The organism is Microbacterium sp. 1.5R (assembly GCF_007667425.1).
Lineage (GTDB): Bacteria > Actinomycetota > Actinomycetes > Actinomycetales > Microbacteriaceae > Microbacterium.
Map to the genome: position 1 here is coordinate 2,214,515 of NZ_VDRC01000001.1, position 16,863 is coordinate 2,231,377.

Genomic DNA, 16,863 nt, shown 5'->3' on the forward strand with positions numbered 1-16,863 from the left:
GGGACGCAGACGCGAGGCGTGGCGCGGGACGCAGACGCGAGAGAGCCGGATGCGGATGCCGGATGCCTAGGCTGAGGTCATGAACGACGTCGTCCTCGCCGCGATCCTCGGCGCGCTCGGCGGCATCGTGCTCACGGTGCTCCTGCTGCTCGCGCGGCGGCTCGCTCGCGGGTCGGCAGACCTCGGCAGCGACGCCGAGCGGGCGGCGCTGCAGGCGCTGCATCAGGCGAGCCTGGCCGCTCCGCACCTGCGCGCAGGGCTGGCGGGGCCGGATGTGGTCAAGGCCGCGCGGCATCTGCGCGTGCTGCTCGGCAGTGCAGCGGTCGCGATCGTCGGCGATGAGGGCACGCTGTCTTTCGACGGGCCGTCGGACGGTCTGGAGTCCGCTGCGATGCGCATCGCCCAGCAGGTGCGCGCGTCGGAACGGCGGCAGGTGTTCCGCACCCCCGACGCGCGGTCGGACGATCTGGAGGGTGTCGGTGCGCCGATCGTCGTCGACGGGCAGGTCATCGGCGCCGTCGTGGCCTTCGCCTCGCCGGTGGGGGCGGCACTCGTCCGTGCCGCGCAAGAGGTCGCCGACTGGTGTGCGGCACAGGTCGAGCTGGGCTCCCTGGACGCGTCGCGCACGCAGCTCGCCGAGGCCGAGCTGCGCTCGCTGCGCGCGCAGATCTCCCCGCACTTCATCTACAACGCGCTGACGGCCATCGCCTCCTTCATCCTCACCGACCCCATGCGCGCCCGCGACCTCGTGCTCGAGTTCGCCGACTTCACGCGCTACTCGTTCCGACGGCAGGGGGAGTTCACCACGCTCGCGGAGGAACTCGGCAGCATCCACTCCTTCCTCGAACTCGAGCGTGCACGGTTCGGCGAGCGCCTGCGAGTCACCCTCCAGATAGCGCCGGAGACGCTCACCACCGTCATCCCGTTCCTGTCGGTGCAGCCCCTCGTCGAGAACGCCGTGCGTCACGGCATCGAACCGGGCGAGGGCGGAGGCGAAATTCGCATCGTCTCGCGCGACGACGGCACGCACACCGAGGTCACGGTGGAGGACGACGGTGTCGGCATGGACCCCGTCGGGCTGCGTGCCACCCTCACGGCGGCCGACGACGGTCTGCACGTCGGACTCCGCAACGTCGACACCCGTCTGCGCCAGCTCTACGGCGCCGACGGCGGCCTCGTGGTCGAGACCAACACGGGCGCGGGTACCCTGGTGCGCATGCGGGTGCCGAAGTCGCAGCCGCAGCATGATCCCGACAACGACTGAGACTTCCATGACGACCGAGGTGGGTGCGATCGACGTCCTGGTCGCCGACGACGAGAAACCGGCGCTCGACGAGCTCGCGCATCTGCTGCGCCTGGATGCCCGTATCGGCGAGGTGCTCACGGCGTCCTCGGGCACAGAGGCGCTGCGGATCCTGTCTCGGCGCGCCGTGCGCATCGCGTTCCTCGACATCCACATGCCGGGGCTCCTCGGCACCGAGCTCGCCCGGGTCGATGCTCGCGCTCGCAACCCCGCCGGCGGTCGTGTTCGTCACCGCCGACGAGGCCCGCGCGGTCGAGGCGTTCGAGCTGAGGGCGGCCGACTACCTGCTGAAGCCCGTGCGGCTCGAGCGCCTGCGGCAGGCCGTCGATCGCGTGATCGACCTCGGTGAGGCCGCCGCCCCGACCGACGACGAGGTGCTGCCGGTGACGATCGGATCGACAGTGCGGTTCGTGCGGCGTAGCGAGGTGCGCTGGGTGCAGGCGCAGGGCGATTACTCGCGACTGCACACCGCCGACGGCGGTCACCTCGTCCGCGTCCCGATATCCGAGCTCGAGGTCCGATGGACGCATCTCGGATTCCTGCGCATCCACCGCTCCACCCTCGTCCGCGCGGCGGCGGTGACCGAGGCGCGCCTGTCGGGCGCGGAACCGGCCGTCGTGGTGGATGCCGCGGTGCTGCCGGTGAGCAGACGCCTCGTCCCGGCGGTGCGCGAGGCGCTCCTGCGGGCGGAGGGCGCGCCATGACCGAGACTCCGAAGCGGGTGCGCGTCACTGCCGACGCGCCGACCCGCCGCGCGGCGCCTCTCACCCGAGGCATCGCCCTTCCCGGCTCGCCGGTCGACGACGCGGATGCCGTGTTCACCCGCGCGCTCATGCGCAGCCAGCTGCGGCTCGCCCTCGGCACTGTCGCGGGCTTCGTGCTCGTGGTGATCGCGCTGACCCTCGCGATCGCGCTGATCCCGCAGATCGACCAGCTGGTGGTGTGGGGCCTGCCTCTGTCGTGGCTGCTGCAGGCGTACGCGTTCTATCCGATCATCCTGGTGTTCGCGGTGCTGTACGTGCGCACTGCCGCGCGCAACGAACGCCGGTTCCGTGCCCTGAGGGATCGCGAGTGAACGCCGTCCTCGACCTCGTCGGCATCGCGCTCGTCATGGTCGCGACGCTGCTGATCGGCGTCTACGGCCTGCGCATCTCACGCACGACCGGCGACTTCTTCGTCGCCTCCCGCACGGTGCGGCCGGTGTGGAACGCGTCGGCGATCAGCGGCGAGTACCTCTCGGCTGGCACGTTCCTCGGACTCTCGGGTCTGGTGCTGCTCGACGGGGCGCGCGGATTCTGGTTCCCGATCGGGTACGCGGCCGGCTACCTGCTCGTGCTTGTGTTCGTCGCGGCGCCGCTCCGCCGCAGCGGCGCGTACACGATCCCGGACTTCATCGAGGCGCGGCTCGAGTCGACGGCGGCTCGACGCGTCACGAGCATCGCAGTGCTCGCGATCGGGTGGCTGTACATCGTGCCGCAGCTGCACGGCGCCGGCATCACGCTGCTCGTCGTCGCCGGCCTGCCCGAGTGGGTGGGTGCCGTGCTCGTCGCCGTGCTCATCGCGGCGGCGGTCGCCGCGGGCGGCATGCGCGCGATCACTTTCGTGCAGGCGTTCCAGTACTGGCTCAAGCTCACTGCGCTGCTCGTGCCCGTCGTCTGCATCGCGTTCGCGGTGAGCGGCGGTCCGCACGACTTCGATCCCGCCCTCGTGTTCCCCGCCGAGGCGGGGCCGTCGGGGTTCGACGCGTACGAGACGGCATCCCTGCTCCTCGCGCTCCTGCTGGGGACCATGGGGCTGCCGCACGTGCTCGTGCGGTTCTACACGAGTCCGACCGGTGTCTCGGCTCGGCGCACGACGGTGATCGTGATCGGGATGGTGAGCGCGTTCTACGCGGTGTCGAGCACCATGGGTCTCCTGGCCCGCATCGCCGCCCCCGACCTCGCGGTGCCCGGCGTCGCCGACACGGTGGTGCTGCTGCTGCCCTCGCGGGTGTTCCCGGGTGTCGCGGGCGAACTGCTCACGGCGCTCATCGTCGCCGGCGCCTTCGCCGCGTTCCTCGCGACCACCGCCGGACTGGTCGTGTCACTCGCGGGTGTCATCAGTCAGGACGTGTTCTCGGGATCCGTGCGGTCCTTCCGCGTCTCGGCCGTGCTCAGCGCGCTCGTGCCTCTCGCACTGGCGCTGTTGACCGCCCCGGCCGGCCTGGGGTCGAGTGTCGGCGTCGTGTTCGTCGTGGCGGCGTCGACGCTGTCGCCCGTCGTGCTGCTCGGCGTCTGGTGGCGCGGCCTCACGGCCAGGGGTGCGGTCGCCGGGATGCTGTCGGGCGGTCTCGCCGCCGGTCTCGCGCTGCTCGTGCATGCCGTGATCGGCGGGGTGGGGGTCGCCGCGCCCTACCTCGCCCAGCCCGCGGCCTGGACCATCCCGCTGGCCGCGGCGGTCACGATCACCGTGTCGCTGCTCGACCCCCGGGGTCCGTCGCCGCGCACCGCGCGCTTCCTCGCGCGTGTGCACTCGCCCGAGCGGGTCTGAGCGGTCGCGCGCGCCCGCGACCAACGCACAGCGATGTATTGGCCATTCGTCTAGGTTTCCGGTGCGAGCCTGGCAACCCGGCGAGGCCCGGGTTACTTTGATCCGCGGTGCGGCAACGAGGTCGCACCGTGATCATCGGAGAAGCACATGGGTCGAACACCCCTCCGGATGGCGGCGGCCACGAGCCTGGCCGTGCTGTTCGTCGCGTCGACGGCAACCGCAGGATACGCAGGCGTCGAGGAGGTGAACGCACCCACCCCGATCGAGGGCACGCCAGGGCACTACATCGTCGTCATGAAGGCCGACCCGCTCGCCAGCTACGAAGGCGGCGTAGACGGCCTCCAGGCCACCAAGCCCGCCGAGGGCGAGCAGCTCGAGCCCGAGTCGCAGGACGCACGCCGCTATGTCCAGCACCTGGAGAGCGAGCAGAAGACCCTCGCGCAGGAGGTCGGTGTGACGCCCGAGGTCACCTACCAGGTCGTGCTCAACGGCTTCAGCGCCGAGCTGACCGGCGAGCAGGTCGACGCCCTCCGCGCGTCGAAGGACGTCTACGACGTGTACCCCGACTTCATCCGGCACCCCGACGCGCAGACGTCGACGAGCTTCCTCGGCCTCGGGGACGACAAGAAGGGCAAGGGCGGCGTCTGGCAGCAGACGGGCGGCGTCGACAAGGCGGGCGAGGGCGTCGTGGTCGGAGTCATCGACACCGGCATCGCCCCGGAGCACCCCTCGTTCGCAGGCAAGAAGCTGAAGCAGCAGAAGAAGGACTCGAAGCGCCACAAGGGCCGCGAGCCGTACACCGACGGCACGTCGGTGTTCTTCGACAAGTCCGACGGCGGCCGATTCCAGGCCACCATGGTCGAGGGTCAGGGCTGGGACAAGGGCGACTACTCCAGCAAGCTCATCGGCGCGCAGTACTTCTCGGCCGGTGCGCAGGCGGCCGGGTTCGACTTCCAGTACGACTACCTCTCGCCGCGCGACGGCGACGGGCACGGGTCGCACACCGCGAGCACCGCGGCCGGTGACTTCAAGGTGAAGGCATCGGTCGAGGGCGTGGACTTCGGCACGATCTCGGGCGTCGCACCCGGCGCCAAGATCTCGGCATACAAAGCCTGCTACGTCGGCCCGGACCCCGCGGTCACCACCGACGACATCTGTGCGGGCAGCGACCTCATCGCCGCGATCGACCAGGCCGTCGCCGACGGCGTCGACGTCATCAACTATTCGATCGGCGGTGGCGCGGCATCCACCGTCCTCGCTCCCGAAGACATCGCGTTCTTCAACGCGGCCGCCGCAGGAGTCTTCGTCGCGACGAGCGCCGGCAACGACGGTCCCGACCCGGTCACCGCCGACCACGCCTCGCCCTGGTACACGACCGTCGCGGCGTCCACCATCCCGACCTGGGAGGGCACGGTGCAGTTCGACGGGTTCGCGCAGGCCGGCGCCTCGGTCAGCGTGCCGTTCGGCAAGACCGTCACCGGCCCGTCGGTCTACGCGGGCGACATCCCCGCAGCCGGCGCCGCGGCGGCGGACGCCGCGCTCTGCCTGCCCGGCGCGCTCGATGCCGCGAAGGCCGCCGGCCACATCGTGGTGTGCGACCGCGGCAACAACGCGCGCGCTGAGAAGTCGCAGGTCGTGAAGGATGCCGGGGGCATCGGCATGGTCCTCGTGAACGTACCAGGAGGGGCCGACTCGCTCGACAACGACTTCCACGCCGTGCCGACCGTGCATCTCGCCGCCGCGTACCGGGCAGCCGTCCTCGCCTACGTGCAGGGTGGCGTCGATCGGCCCATCACGCTCGTGGGCTCGAACACCACGGGTGTCACGACCCCGGTGCCGCAGATCGCGGGCTTCTCGAGCCGTGGACCCGCGCTGGCGGACGGCAGCGACGTCATGAAGCCCGACATCGCCGCGCCGGGTGTGGCGATCCTCGCGGCGACGAACAACGACCCCGGTGAGGCGCCGACGTTCGGCATCCTCTCCGGCACCTCGATGGCCTCGCCGCACATCGCCGGCCTTGCGGCCCTCTATCTGGGCGAGCGGCCGAACGCCAAGCCCGCCGAGATCAAGTCCGCGATGATGACGACCGCGTACGACACGGTCAACGCCGACGGATCGCCGAACCGCGACCCGTTCCAGCAGGGAGCCGGCCAGGTCGACCCGAAGCGCATGTTCAACCCTGGTCTGCTCTACCTGAACGACGTCGTCGACTGGATGGCGTTCCTCGAGGGCAAGGGGCTCGCCGACTTCCCCGGCGACCCCATCGACGGCAGTGACCTGAACGCCGCATCCATCTCGATCGGCTCGCTCGCGAGCACGCAGACCGTCACCCGCACGGTGACGGCGACCGAGAAGGGCACGTTCACGGCATCCGTCGACGTCCCAGGCGTGAAGGCGACCGTGTCGCCCTCGACGCTGACGTTCAACCGACCCGGTGAGAAGGCGACCTTCACGGTGACGTTCGAGAACGACAGCGCCCCGGTCGAGCAATGGGCGACCGGCTCGCTGACCTGGACCAGCAAGAAGAACACCGTGCGCTCGCCGATCGCGGTGTTCCCGGTGACGGCGGATGCTCCGGCAGAGGTGTCCGGCACCGGTGTCGATGGGTCGACCACGGTCGAGATCACGCCCGGAGTCGACGGCGAGCTCGCGCTCGGACTGTCGGGGCTCACGCCGTTCACGCTGCTCGAAGACCCGGAGGGCCGCGTCGACGGGCACTCGGGTGACGAGGCGTCGGGCGACGAGAACAAGGACGTGTCGTGGATCGTCGACGTGCCGGAGGGCACGACGCTCGCGCGCTTCGACCTCGACTCGTCGGACGACACCGGCAGCGACCTCGACCTCACCGTGTACCGCGTCGTCAGTCCCGACGACCTGCAGTACTACGAGCGGTGGCAGTCGGCGACCGGGTCGGCGGACGAGCAGGTGACGGTCGTCGCCCCGACCGCCGGCACCTACCTGGTGGTCGCGAACGTGTACGCGACCTCGGCGCCGATGACGTGGGACATGACCTACGCCGCCGTGCAGCCCGAGGGCGACGGCTCGTTCACCGCGAACCCGAATCCGATCAGCGCCGTGCGGGGTGAGAAGACGAGCTACGACCTCAGCTGGACCGGCCTGACCGCCGGCACCCGTTACCTCGGGCTCGTGCAGTACGGCGACTCGGCGGTGCGCACCGTCGTGACGGTGGACACGGGGCAGTAGCAGCGACGAGACGAAACGGGGTGAGCGCCGGACGGGCACTCACCCCGTTTCGTCTCGCTCCGCTCGCTCGACGACCGGCGGTCCCGCCTCCTCGCGGGTCGTTGAGCGAGGAGCGCAGCGACGAGACGAAACGCGGTGAGTGCCGTACCGGCCTTTCTGTCGTCAGAGCTTGCGGCCGCGGGGCATGAGCCGCACGTCGGGCAGAGGTGGGGCGGGGATGCGCACGTCGTGCCCCTCGACCGATCCGAAGCGTTCGGATGCCGCCTCCCAGTCGTCACGCGCCGAGACGATCTCCTCGTGCGTGCGGCCGGCGAAGTTCCACCACATGACGATCTCGCTCTCGAACGGCTCCCCGCCGAGGAGGAACAGGAGGGCGCCGCTCGTGCTCGACACCTCGACGGCATCCCGCTCGTCGCCGAGATAGAGCATGTCGTTGAGTGCCATCGGGTGCTGCGACACCACGGCGTCGCCCTCGACGAGCATGATCCCGTGCTCCCAGTCGCTCCGCAGCGGCAATCGCACAGAACTCCCTGCCGGTACGACGATCTCGGCCCCGACGATCGGGGTGTGCACGGTCGCCGGCGACGTCGTTCCCGCGAACTCCCCGAGCACGACGGTGGCGCGGGCATCCGGGCCGTGGGTCGCAGTCAGCGTGAGCTCGGGCAGATCCGTGTGCCGTTCGAAGCCGCCGGCGCCGTGGCGGGCGCTCTCGGGCAGCACGACCCAGAACTGCAGGGCGTCGAGCGGCACGGGTCCGTCGCCGATCGAGTACTCCGAGTGCGAGATGCCGTTGCCGGCCGTCATGAGGTTGAGCTGCCCGCGGCGCAGGTCGGCGTCGCTGCCGAGCGAGTCGCGATGACGGATCTCGCCGACCAGCGGCCAGGTCACGGTCTGCAGGCCGATGTGCGGGTGGGGCTCCACCCGCATGCGCGTGTCGGCGGGGCCGAAGCGGTCGAGGAAGCACCAGGCGCCGATGGTCGGCAGGTTGCGGTGCGGCAGCAGACGCAGCACGTTCATGCCGCGCACACCGCCGAGCGGCACCTCGCGCGGTTCGAGGACGATCCGGCGTTCGCCGATCATCAGGAGTCGGCGGGCTCGGTGCCCGAGATCGCGCCGGGGCGCTGCGGCCAGCGGATCTCGGCGCCGTCGATCTCGTGCGTCGTCAGGTACTTCGCGATGTACGGGCACAGCGGCACGATCGCATCGCCGGTGGCTGCGGCATCCGCCAGCGCCTGCGCCGCGAGCGTGCCCGCGACTCCCTGCCCCTGGAATGCGGGGTCGACCTCGGTGTGGATGAACCGGATCGCACCGGGCCGCAGCTGGAACTCGGCGAAGCCGGCGAGCGTGTCACCCGAATGGATCTCATAGCGGGAGGCGTCGTCGTTGCGGGTCACGGTGAAGTCGGTCATCGGATGCTCCTTCGGGCGTCTGCGTCCAACCTAGCCCCGTGCGGCGGGACGATGACGAGTCGATGGACACTACTCGATTTACGTCATACATTAATCACATGGATGAGAAGGAGACCATCGGCGGGGTGCCCGTCTCGGAGGAGCAGATCGCGGCCTGGTCCACGGAAGCGGAGGCGGGCTACGACGTCACCGCCTTGCGCAAGCGAGGGCGCGGTCGCCCCGGACGAGGAGCAGAGCCGTCGCAGGTGGTCGCGCTGCGGTTGACCTCCGACGAACTGGCGCAGATCGATGAGCGCGCGGCTCGCGAAGGCAAGTCCCGTTCCGACGTGATCCGGGAAGCTCTCGCCGCGGCCGCCGCGTGAAGGTTCACTCTGCCGCGCTCAAGCACGGCATCCACGAGGTCGACGCGATCCAGGCAGCGAGCTGGCCGCTGTGGATCGAGGACCTCGACGACGACAGTCCCGCCCGCCAACTACGGCTCGGATTCGACACGCGTGGTCGACTCCTCGAGACAGTGGTGCTCGCGTTCGACAGCGGCAACGAGCTCGTCATCCACGCGATGAAAGCCCGACCGTCCATGCTCGACCTCCTTCCCTGAGCCGTGGAGTCCCGCCCGGTTGTCGGCGGGGGTCGTTACGCTGGAGGGATGCCGCAGCCTCCCCGTGACCCGTACGAGGACCTGCCGTTCGCCGACGAGCCGCCATCCGACGGGTGGGGTGACGCCGGCTGGGAACCAGCCGATCCGCCGGAGCCCATGGACTGGGAGCCGCAGGGTGCGGGCTTCGAACCGCCTCTCGACTGGGGCCCTGGCCCTGCGACGCCGGTGGTGACGGCATCCGCTCGTCCCGTCCGTCGAACGACGCCGAGCCGCTTCGCCACCGCGCGTGAAGCCCTCAGCAGCGTGTTCGGGTACGAGGAGTTCCGCGGCGACCAGGCCGCGATCGTCGACCAGGTGATCGGCGGCGGCGACGCGGTCGTGCTGATGCCCACCGGCGGCGGCAAGAGCATCACGTACCAGGTGCCCGCTCTCGTGCGCGAGGGCACCGGTCTCGTGGTCAGTCCCCTCATCGCGCTCATGCACGACCAGGTCGACGCGCTGCGTGCCAACGGCGTGAAGGCCGCGTATCTCAACTCGACGCAGTCGATCGACGAGCGCCGCGAGGTCGAAAGGGCCTACGTGTCCGGTGAGCTCGACCTCATCTACGTCGCACCCGAGCGCCTCTCGAGCCCCGCGACGACGTCTCTTCTGCAGCGCGGCACGCTCAGTGTGATCGCGATCGACGAGGCTCACTGCGTGTCGCAGTGGGGCCACGACTTCCGCCCCGACTACCTCGCCCTCGGCGACCTCGGCGAGCGGTTCCCCGGGGTGCCGCGCATGGCACTCACGGCCACCGCGACCCGGGCCACGCACCAGGAGCTCACCGAGCGCCTGCACCTCGACACCGCGAAGCATTTCGTCGCGAGCTTCGACCGACCCAACATCCAGTACCGCATCGTGCCCAAGGTCGATCCGCGCAAGCAGCTGGTCGGCTTCATCCGCGAGCAGCCAGACGGCGCGGCCGGAATCGTGTACGCGCTGAGCCGCAAGTCCGTCGAGCAGACGGCGACGTATCTCGCCGGCCAGGGGCTCGACGCACTGCCGTATCACGCGGGTCTGCCCGCCGAGGTGCGCGCGGCGAACCAGTCGCGGTTCCTCCGGGAAGACGGCGTCGTGATGGTCGCGACGATCGCCTTCGGCATGGGCATCGACAAGCCGGATGTGCGCTTCGTCGCCCACATCGATCTGCCGAAGTCGGTCGAGGGGTATTACCAGGAGACCGGTCGCGCAGGGCGCGACGGGCTGCCGTCGGTCGCCTGGATGGCATACGGCCTGGGCGACGTCGTGCAGCAGCGTCGTCTCATCGATCAGAGTCCGGGCGACCGCACCTTCAAGATGAGGATGGGTCAGCACCTCGATGCCATGCTCGCGCTGTGCGAGACGGTGCAGTGCCGGCGGCAGAACCTGCTCGGGTACTTCGGGCAGGACTCAGAGCCGTGCGGCAACTGCGACACCTGCCTCGAGAAGGCCGACACGTTCGACGGTCTCATCCCGGCGCAGAAGCTGCTCTCGACGATCGTGCGGCTCAAGCGCGAGCGCAACCAGGCGTTCGGGGCCGGACATCTCATCGACATCCTGCGTGGAGCATCGACGGAGCGCATCCGCCAGCAGGGTCACGAGAAGATCGCGACGTACGGCATCGGCTCCGATCTCAGCGAGCAGGATTGGCGCAGCGTGATCAGGCAGCTGCTCGCTCGGGGGATCCTGGCGGCGCAGGGGGAGTACGGCACGCTCGCCCCCGGAGCCGAGGCGCCCGGTGTGCTGAAGGGCGAGACCGCCGTGCCGCTGCGGAAGGACACGATCGGACGGCCGACCTCGTCGTCCCGGGCACGCAAGGCGAGCGCCGCGGATGCTCTGGATGCCGGCGACCGCGGGCTCTTCGAGGCGCTGCGCGCCTGGCGCGCCGGAGTAGCGCGCGAGCAGGGCAAGCCGGCGTATGTCGTCTTCGGCGATGCCACGCTGCGCGCGCTCGCCGAGAACCGGCCGACATCACTCGCCGATCTCGAAGGGATCACCGGCATCGGCGAGAAGAAGCGCGAGGCTTACGGCCAGGACGTACTCTCCGTGATCGCTCAGGCGTGACGTCGCGGCGAGATCCACTCGGAAGGACGGCGGGTCTCGCGTGTGCAGCGCCTCGCGTCTGCGCGGGTGAGACATCGCCCTGACGGCATGCAGCGTTTGAAGCACCCGCCTTCCCGATGATCGGGGCCGCGTCCTGCGGTGCGTCTCGCACCCCGTGACCGAATCGTGAGCATGATCTCGCGGCGGGAGGCCATGCCCTCAGCGGCATATCTTCAGTCACGAAGGTCGCACCGCACCGGTTCAGGCACCCGTCGGAGCGAGAATGCCCGAGCCGACGACGCCGACATCGGGACTCGACGGCCTGCAAGGTCACAACTGTTGACTGAAGCTTCATTCAATGTATGCTGACTCCCACACATGCGCTCGGCCGATGATGTCTTCGGCACCTGGGGAGGGCCCATGACGCGGCAAAACGCATCACGGGAGAGGCGAATGGACATTTCGGAGGGGAGGGCTCTGCGGCGACGCAGGGCCTTCGGGGGAGGAATCGCAGGCGGCACGGTCGCCGCGGTCATCCTCGCGAGTGCACTGGTACCGACGGCGGCGAACGCCCTCGACGCGGCGGATCCGACCGATCCCTCGGTCGCTCAGGGGCAGATCATCCAGTTGCCGGCCGACCTGCTCGGCGGGCTCGACATCGCGACGCTCGGCCACACGCTGACGAGCAATCCGTCGGCGGCAGGCCCCGAGCTGGGCGATCTCGACGCCACCGCGCTCGAGGCGTTGAGCATCGAGGTGGGCGCGGTCGACATCCCGCTTCTGACGGACGGCACGACGCCCGGCCTGTTGCAGCTGGGTGATCTCGGCGGTGCGCAGAGCTTCAGCTCCTCGCCGACCCAGACCCAGTCGATCGCGTCCTCCGGCACGATCACCTCCGGCGGTGCCATCGACGCGGGGGCGATCGACGGCAGCGTCGATCCCGCGAGCCTCGAACTCACTGGGCTCTTCGACCAGCTGGCCGTCACCGGTCTCACCGACGCGGTCCTCGACCAGGCGTCGGTCAGCATCGGCGCACTCGCGTCCCGCGCCGAGTCCAACGCAGGGGTCGCGGCCTCCGAGTACCGCATCGCGGATCTCGATCTCGATCTGCACAGTGATCTGGTCGCCGGCCTCGCGACCACCTTGGGTGCTGCCATCCAGGGCACCGTCACCCCGGTGAGCAACCTCGTGGGGGCGGGCGGAGCGCTGACCAACCTGGCGACGTCGCTCGTCGGAACCGTCAACGCCATTCCCGACATCCCCGCGGTCGCGAACATCACGGCGACCGGCGGCACCGCATCGATCACGGGTCTCACCACCGTCGGACAGACCGTCGCCACGGAGGTCCTGGAGGAACCGCTCGAGAACACGACCGGCTCGGTGCTCGTCGACCTGGCCGACGGCACGATCTCGGTCGATCTCGCGCAGCTGCTGGTCGAGACGGGCGCCGGCGCGAACCTCAACACGCTGCCCGAGAACACCCCCGTTCTCTCGGCCACCATGATCTCGGCCATCCAGCAGGGGATCACCTCGGCGCTCACGGGCACGCACCCCGAGAGCCTGAACGGCAAGGTCGCCTCGACTCTCACGACGACGCTCAACTCGCTCCAGACGACGGTGAACGTGGGCGTCAACCTGACCAGTCCGATCACGGGCGGCATCCTCACGTCCGGCTCCATCACGGTGGCCGGGACGCTCGCCCAGTTCGCCGGCACCGCGACGCCCGCGCCGGTCGCCACGACCAACATCGCGCTCGCAGGTGTCGACCTCGGCCTGCTTCTGAACCCGGTGACCACCGCCGTGACCACAGCGGTCGCGACGACCACCGGCCCGTTGGTGGCCACGGCGCTCACCTCCGTCATCCCTCTTGTGCAGCCGGCGCTCGCCGCGCTGACCACGCCGGTGCTCGCGACTCTCGACCCGGTTCTGCAGGGCGTTCTGTCGCAGGTCGCCGACATCACGATCAACGAGCAGCCGACACCGGGCGACATCCCGGGCGACAGCTTCACCGTTCGCGCACTCGCCGTCGATCTGCTGCCGGGAGTCGGCGGGGGCGTATCGCTCGACCTCGCATCGTCCACCGTCAAGGCGGCGGCGGCCGCCGTCGCCGCGATCGACGCGGCCGACACCGTGCAGGCCGGCACAGACCTCGCCGTCGCCGGTTCGGGCTACCCCGCCAACACGGCCGTGTCGGTGCAGCTCACTGCACCCGGTGGCGCGAACGTCGGTGGTCCCGAGACCGTGACGACCGACGCGACCGGCGGGTTCACCCTCGACTATCCCGTTCCGGCATCCGCCGCTCCTGCGGCCGGATACACGGTCACCGCCACCGCCGGCGCGGTCAGCGCCACCGACACGACCGAGGTCACGGCGGCTGTCGCCGTCGACGCCGCGCCGGCCGTGCAGGCGGGCACCGATCTCGCCGTCACGGGAACCAACTGGCCCGCGAGCTCGCAGGTGTCGGTGCAACTGACCACCCCCGGTGGTGCAGCGGTCGGCGGCCCCGTCGTCGCCGACACCGACCCCACCGGATTCTTCTCGATCGCCTACCCCGTTCCGGCCGGTACCCCCGCTGCGACCGGATACACCGTGACGGCGACGGCCGGTACGCAGACCGCGACCGACACGACAGAGGTCACCGATGCGCCGGTGCCGACGGTGGATGCCGCGGCGACCGTGCAAGCCGGTACCGACCTCGCGGTCTCGGGCACGACCTGGCCGGCGAACACGCAGGTATCGGTGCAGCTGACCGCACCCGGTGGCGCGAACGTCGGAGGTCCGGAGACGGTCACCACCGGCGCGACCGGCGACTTCACGCTCGCCTACCCCGTGCCGGCCTCCGCCGTGCCTGGTACCGGATACACCGTGACCGCCACCGCTGGAACGGCGACCGCGACCGACACCACCGAGGTGACGGCCGCAGCGTCGGTCGACGCGGCCGACGCTGCTCAGGCGGGCACCGATCTGCCCATCACCGGTGCGAACTGGCCCGCCAACACGCAGGTGTCCGTACAGCTGACCGCCCCGGGCGGTGCCGCCGTCGGCGGACCGGAGCTCGTGACCACCGACCCCAGCGGTGGATTCACGCTCGCTTACCCGGTCCCCGCGTCGGCGACGCCCGGAGCCGGTTACACCGTGACGGCCACGGCCGGCGCCCAGTCGGCGACCGACACGACCGAGATCACCGCGGCGGCAGCCGTCGACGCGGCCGATGCGGCGCAGGCAGGGAGCGAGCTTCCGGTGACCGGCACCGGCTGGCCCGCGAACTCGCAGGTCTCGGTGCAGCTCACGGCTCCCGGCGGTGCCCCCATCGGCGGACCCGTGCTCGCGGACACCGACGCCAGCGGCGGCTTCACCATCGGCTACCCCGTGCCCGCGTCGGCGACACCCGCCGCCGGGTACACCGTGACGGCCACGGCGGGCGCGCAGAGCGCGAGCGACACGACCGAGATCACGGCGGCAGCGACGGTGGATGCGGACGAGACCGTCGAGGCGGGAACCTCGCTGTCGGTCTCGGGTGCTGGCTGGCCCGCGAACACAGAGGTCTCCGTGCAGCTCACCGCCCCCGGCGGTGCGGCGGTCGGTGGCCCGGTGACGGTGACGACGGGTCCGCTCGGCGGGTTCACCGTCTCGTACCCGGTGCCCGCAGGAACCCCTGCGGCCCCCGGCTACACGGTGACGGCCACCGCCGGCACCCAGACTGCGACCGACACCACCGAGGTGACGGCGGCTCCCGTCGTGGTCGACGCGGCTCCGTCCGTGCCGGCCGGCACGAACCTCGCGGTGACGGGCACCGGCTGGCCGGTGAACGCCTCCGTGTCCCTGCAGTTGACCGCGCCGGGTGGCGGGGCCGACGTGGGCGGTCCCGTGACGGCGACCACCGACGGGTCGGGCGCGTTCACGGCGAACTATCCCGTTCCCGCTGACACGACTCCCGGTGCGGGCTACACGCTCACCGCTTCGGCCGGTGCCATCACCGCGACCGACACGACGGAGGTCACCGCCGGTGACCCGGGCGACGTGAACACCAACGCCGCAGCATCCGCATCCGCATCGGCCGACGCCACTGCTGACGGCGATCCGTCAGCGCAGGCGGCCGCCGAAGCGGCGGCCCTCGCAGACGCCACGTCATCGGCATCCGCCGCAGCGACGGCAGACGCGACGGCAGCGGCGGTGGCGGCGGCGACCACCGATGCATCGACGACGGCCTCGACGGACTCGACGACCACCGCGAACGCTGCGGCGGCGGTCGCCGCACAGGCGGCGGCTCAGGCGGACGCGTCGGACGACGTCAACGCGGCGGCCTCGACGGCGGCGGACGCGAACTCCGCGTCCTCGTCGGAGTCGGCGGCCACGAGCGACTCGTCCACCGACGCGTCGTCGGAGGCATCGACCAACGCGAACGCGGCGGTCTCGGCATCCGCATCCGCGAATGCCGACGCATCCAGCGACGCGGTGGCGGAGACGGCGGCGCAGGCAGCGGCCTTCGCCGACGCGACCGCCGAGGGGTCGGCCGCGGCCGATCCGGCAGCCGATGCGGCGTCGGAGGCGGCGGCGACCGCCACAGCCTCGACGGCGGCGACCGCCGACTCGACCTCGTCGGCCAACGCCGGCGCGGCGATCGCGGCGCAGGCGGCGGCTCTCGCTGACGCCACGTCGAACACGGCGGCCGATACCTCGGCGACCTCGGACGCGAGCACGAGTGCGGCTGCCAATGCGAGCGCCGCAGCCATCGCCACCGCGTCGACGGATGCCTCGTCGGATGCTGTTGCATCGGCGGATGCCGTGGCATCGGCGGACGCCTCGGCCGAGATCAACACCAACGCCTCGGCGTCGGCAGCGGCCTCGGCACAGGCCGACGACGACAGCAACGCGGCCGCGGAGGCTGCAGCGGTGGCGGCGGCTCTGGCTGATGCCACGAGCAGCGCCTCGGCGGCTGCGGATGCGACGGCGGCCGCGGCGGCGCAGGCGGCGGCGACCACCGACGCGTCGACCGACGCCTCGACGAGCGCGACGGCCACGGCGAACGCCTCCGTCGCGGCGGCGGCCCAGGCGGCGGCCCAGACCGACGCGACGTCGACGAGTGCGGCGGATGCCTCGGCCTCGGCCGATGCGGATCCCACCGCCTCGGCGGCCGCGGCGGCGAACGCCTCGGCATCGGCGACGGCCTCGGCCTCGGCAGCCGCAGACGTCTCGGCATCCGCGACGGCGGAGGCATCGGCCTCGGCGACGGCCTCGGCGACGGCGGACGCATCGGCGACAGCCTCAGCCTCGGCGACAGCCTCAGCCTCGGCTTCTGCGGACGCCGCAGCCGACCCCGGGTCGAAGCTCGGCATCACGATCCGGGTTCCCGTGCTCGAGCGCGGCGACCGCCAGACGGCGGTCGGCACCGGCTTCGCACCGGGTGAGAGGGTCACCGGAGTGGTGACGTCCGCCCCGCTGGCGCTGGGTACCCAGATCGCCGACGAGCAGGGCACCGTCACCTTCACGTGGACGATCCCGGCCGAGTACGACCTCGGGACTCACACGGTGACGCTCACCGGGGCGAGCTCCGGCAGTGTGGCGGCGACGTTCCAGGTGGTGGCCTCCGGGCTCGCCTCGACCGGCGGCCAGGTGCAGGGCGGGTGGATCGCCCTCGCGGGGCTGCTGCTGATGCTGGGTCTCGGTGCCGTCCGGTACGGCAGGCGCCGAGCGCAGACCGTCGCGACCGACCGCATGGTCGAGTAGCGACACCCTCGTCGGGGCAGCCGCGCACGGCG

General features: G+C 71.1%; 11 protein-coding genes and 1 pseudogene. 10 read left to right on the top strand and 2 right to left on the bottom strand.

Features of this window, described 5'->3' with window-relative positions:
• The first annotated feature begins 79 nt into the window (after positions 1-79).
• From FSY98_RS10600 to FSY98_RS10620, 6 genes and pseudogenes are all read left to right on the top strand, one after another.
• Positions 80-1,264: a sensor histidine kinase gene (locus FSY98_RS10600; RefSeq protein WP_144876429.1), complete on the top strand. Its 1,185-nt coding sequence runs from the start codon at positions 80-82 to the stop codon at positions 1,262-1,264.
• Between the two features lie 7 nt (positions 1,265-1,271).
• Positions 1,272-1,430, top strand: a pseudogene (locus FSY98_RS17025) (hypothetical protein); the annotation flags it as partial.
• A gap of 64 nt (positions 1,431-1,494) precedes the next feature.
• Positions 1,495-2,007 (top strand): LytR/AlgR family response regulator transcription factor, encoded by a 513-nt coding sequence (locus tag FSY98_RS10605; RefSeq protein ID WP_396652339.1) that lies wholly within the window; start codon positions 1,495-1,497, stop codon positions 2,005-2,007.
• Entirely contained in the window at positions 2,004-2,378 is a 375-nt protein-coding gene (locus FSY98_RS10610; RefSeq protein WP_144876431.1) for a heavy metal transporter, read from the top strand. The genes FSY98_RS10605 and FSY98_RS10610 overlap by 4 nt, the downstream gene beginning before the upstream one ends.
• On the top strand, positions 2,375-3,832 hold the full coding sequence (locus FSY98_RS10615; RefSeq protein ID WP_144876433.1) for a cation acetate symporter: 1,458 nt from the start codon (positions 2,375-2,377) through the stop codon (positions 3,830-3,832). Before FSY98_RS10610 ends, FSY98_RS10615 begins: the two co-directional genes overlap by 4 nt.
• Before the next feature lie 147 nt (positions 3,833-3,979).
• Positions 3,980-7,036, top strand: coding sequence for a S8 family serine peptidase (locus FSY98_RS10620; RefSeq protein WP_144876435.1), 3,057 nt, complete (start codon positions 3,980-3,982; stop codon positions 7,034-7,036).
• Positions 7,037-7,198: 162 nt separating this feature from the next.
• Here FSY98_RS10620 and FSY98_RS10625 read toward each other — a convergent pair whose 3' ends face one another.
• Together FSY98_RS10625 and FSY98_RS10630 are read right to left on the bottom strand one after the other, a co-directional pair.
• Entirely contained in the window at positions 7,199-8,116 is a 918-nt protein-coding gene (locus tag FSY98_RS10625; protein WP_144876437.1) for a pirin family protein, read from the bottom strand.
• Entirely contained in the window at positions 8,116-8,445 is a 330-nt protein-coding gene (locus tag FSY98_RS10630) for a GNAT family N-acetyltransferase (RefSeq protein WP_144876439.1), read from the bottom strand. Before FSY98_RS10630 ends, FSY98_RS10625 begins: the two co-directional genes overlap by 1 nt.
• A gap of 98 nt (positions 8,446-8,543) precedes the next feature.
• Between FSY98_RS10630 and FSY98_RS10635 the strand changes: the two genes are divergently transcribed.
• From FSY98_RS10635 to FSY98_RS10650, 4 genes are all read left to right on the top strand, one after another.
• Positions 8,544-8,807 carry a ribbon-helix-helix domain-containing protein gene (locus tag FSY98_RS10635; RefSeq protein WP_144876441.1) on the top strand — a complete coding sequence of 88 codons (264 nt, stop codon included), beginning with the start codon at positions 8,544-8,546 and terminating at the stop codon, positions 8,805-8,807.
• Positions 8,804-9,043 (top strand): toxin, encoded by a 240-nt coding sequence (locus FSY98_RS10640; RefSeq protein WP_144876443.1) that lies wholly within the window; start codon positions 8,804-8,806, stop codon positions 9,041-9,043. The genes FSY98_RS10635 and FSY98_RS10640 overlap by 4 nt, the downstream gene beginning before the upstream one ends.
• 48 nt (positions 9,044-9,091) lie before the next feature.
• Positions 9,092-11,125 (top strand): DNA helicase RecQ, encoded by a 2,034-nt coding sequence (gene recQ / locus FSY98_RS10645; protein WP_144876445.1) that lies wholly within the window; start codon positions 9,092-9,094, stop codon positions 11,123-11,125.
• 432 nt (positions 11,126-11,557) lie between these two features.
• A complete protein-coding gene (locus tag FSY98_RS10650) occupies positions 11,558-16,831 on the top strand; it encodes a choice-of-anchor G family protein (RefSeq protein WP_186307620.1) in 5,274 nt (1,757 codons plus the stop codon).
• Positions 16,832-16,863 lie beyond the last annotated feature (32 nt).

What these genes read in the sequence shown, in the direction of transcription:
- FSY98_RS10600 (WP_144876429.1), top strand. Translation starts at nt 80, where the DNA reads ATGAACGACGTCGTCCTCGCCGCGATCCTCGGCGCGCTCGGCGGCATC.
- FSY98_RS10605 (WP_396652339.1), top strand. Translation starts at nt 1,495, where the DNA reads ATGCTCGCGCTCGCAACCCCGCCGGCGGTCGTGTTCGTCACCGCCGAC.
- FSY98_RS10610 (WP_144876431.1), top strand. Translation starts at nt 2,004, where the DNA reads ATGACCGAGACTCCGAAGCGGGTGCGCGTCACTGCCGACGCGCCGACC.
- FSY98_RS10620 (WP_144876435.1), top strand. Translation starts at nt 3,980, where the DNA reads ATGGGTCGAACACCCCTCCGGATGGCGGCGGCCACGAGCCTGGCCGTG.
- FSY98_RS10625 (WP_144876437.1), bottom strand. Translation starts at nt 8,116, where the DNA reads ATGATCGGCGAACGCCGGATCGTCCTCGAACCGCGCGAGGTGCCGCTC.
- FSY98_RS10630 (WP_144876439.1), bottom strand. Translation starts at nt 8,445, where the DNA reads ATGACCGACTTCACCGTGACCCGCAACGACGACGCCTCCCGCTATGAG.
- FSY98_RS10635 (WP_144876441.1), top strand. Translation starts at nt 8,544, where the DNA reads ATGGATGAGAAGGAGACCATCGGCGGGGTGCCCGTCTCGGAGGAGCAG.
- recQ (WP_144876445.1), top strand. Translation starts at nt 9,092, where the DNA reads ATGCCGCAGCCTCCCCGTGACCCGTACGAGGACCTGCCGTTCGCCGAC.
- FSY98_RS10650 (WP_186307620.1), top strand. Translation starts at nt 11,558, where the DNA reads ATGGACATTTCGGAGGGGAGGGCTCTGCGGCGACGCAGGGCCTTCGGG.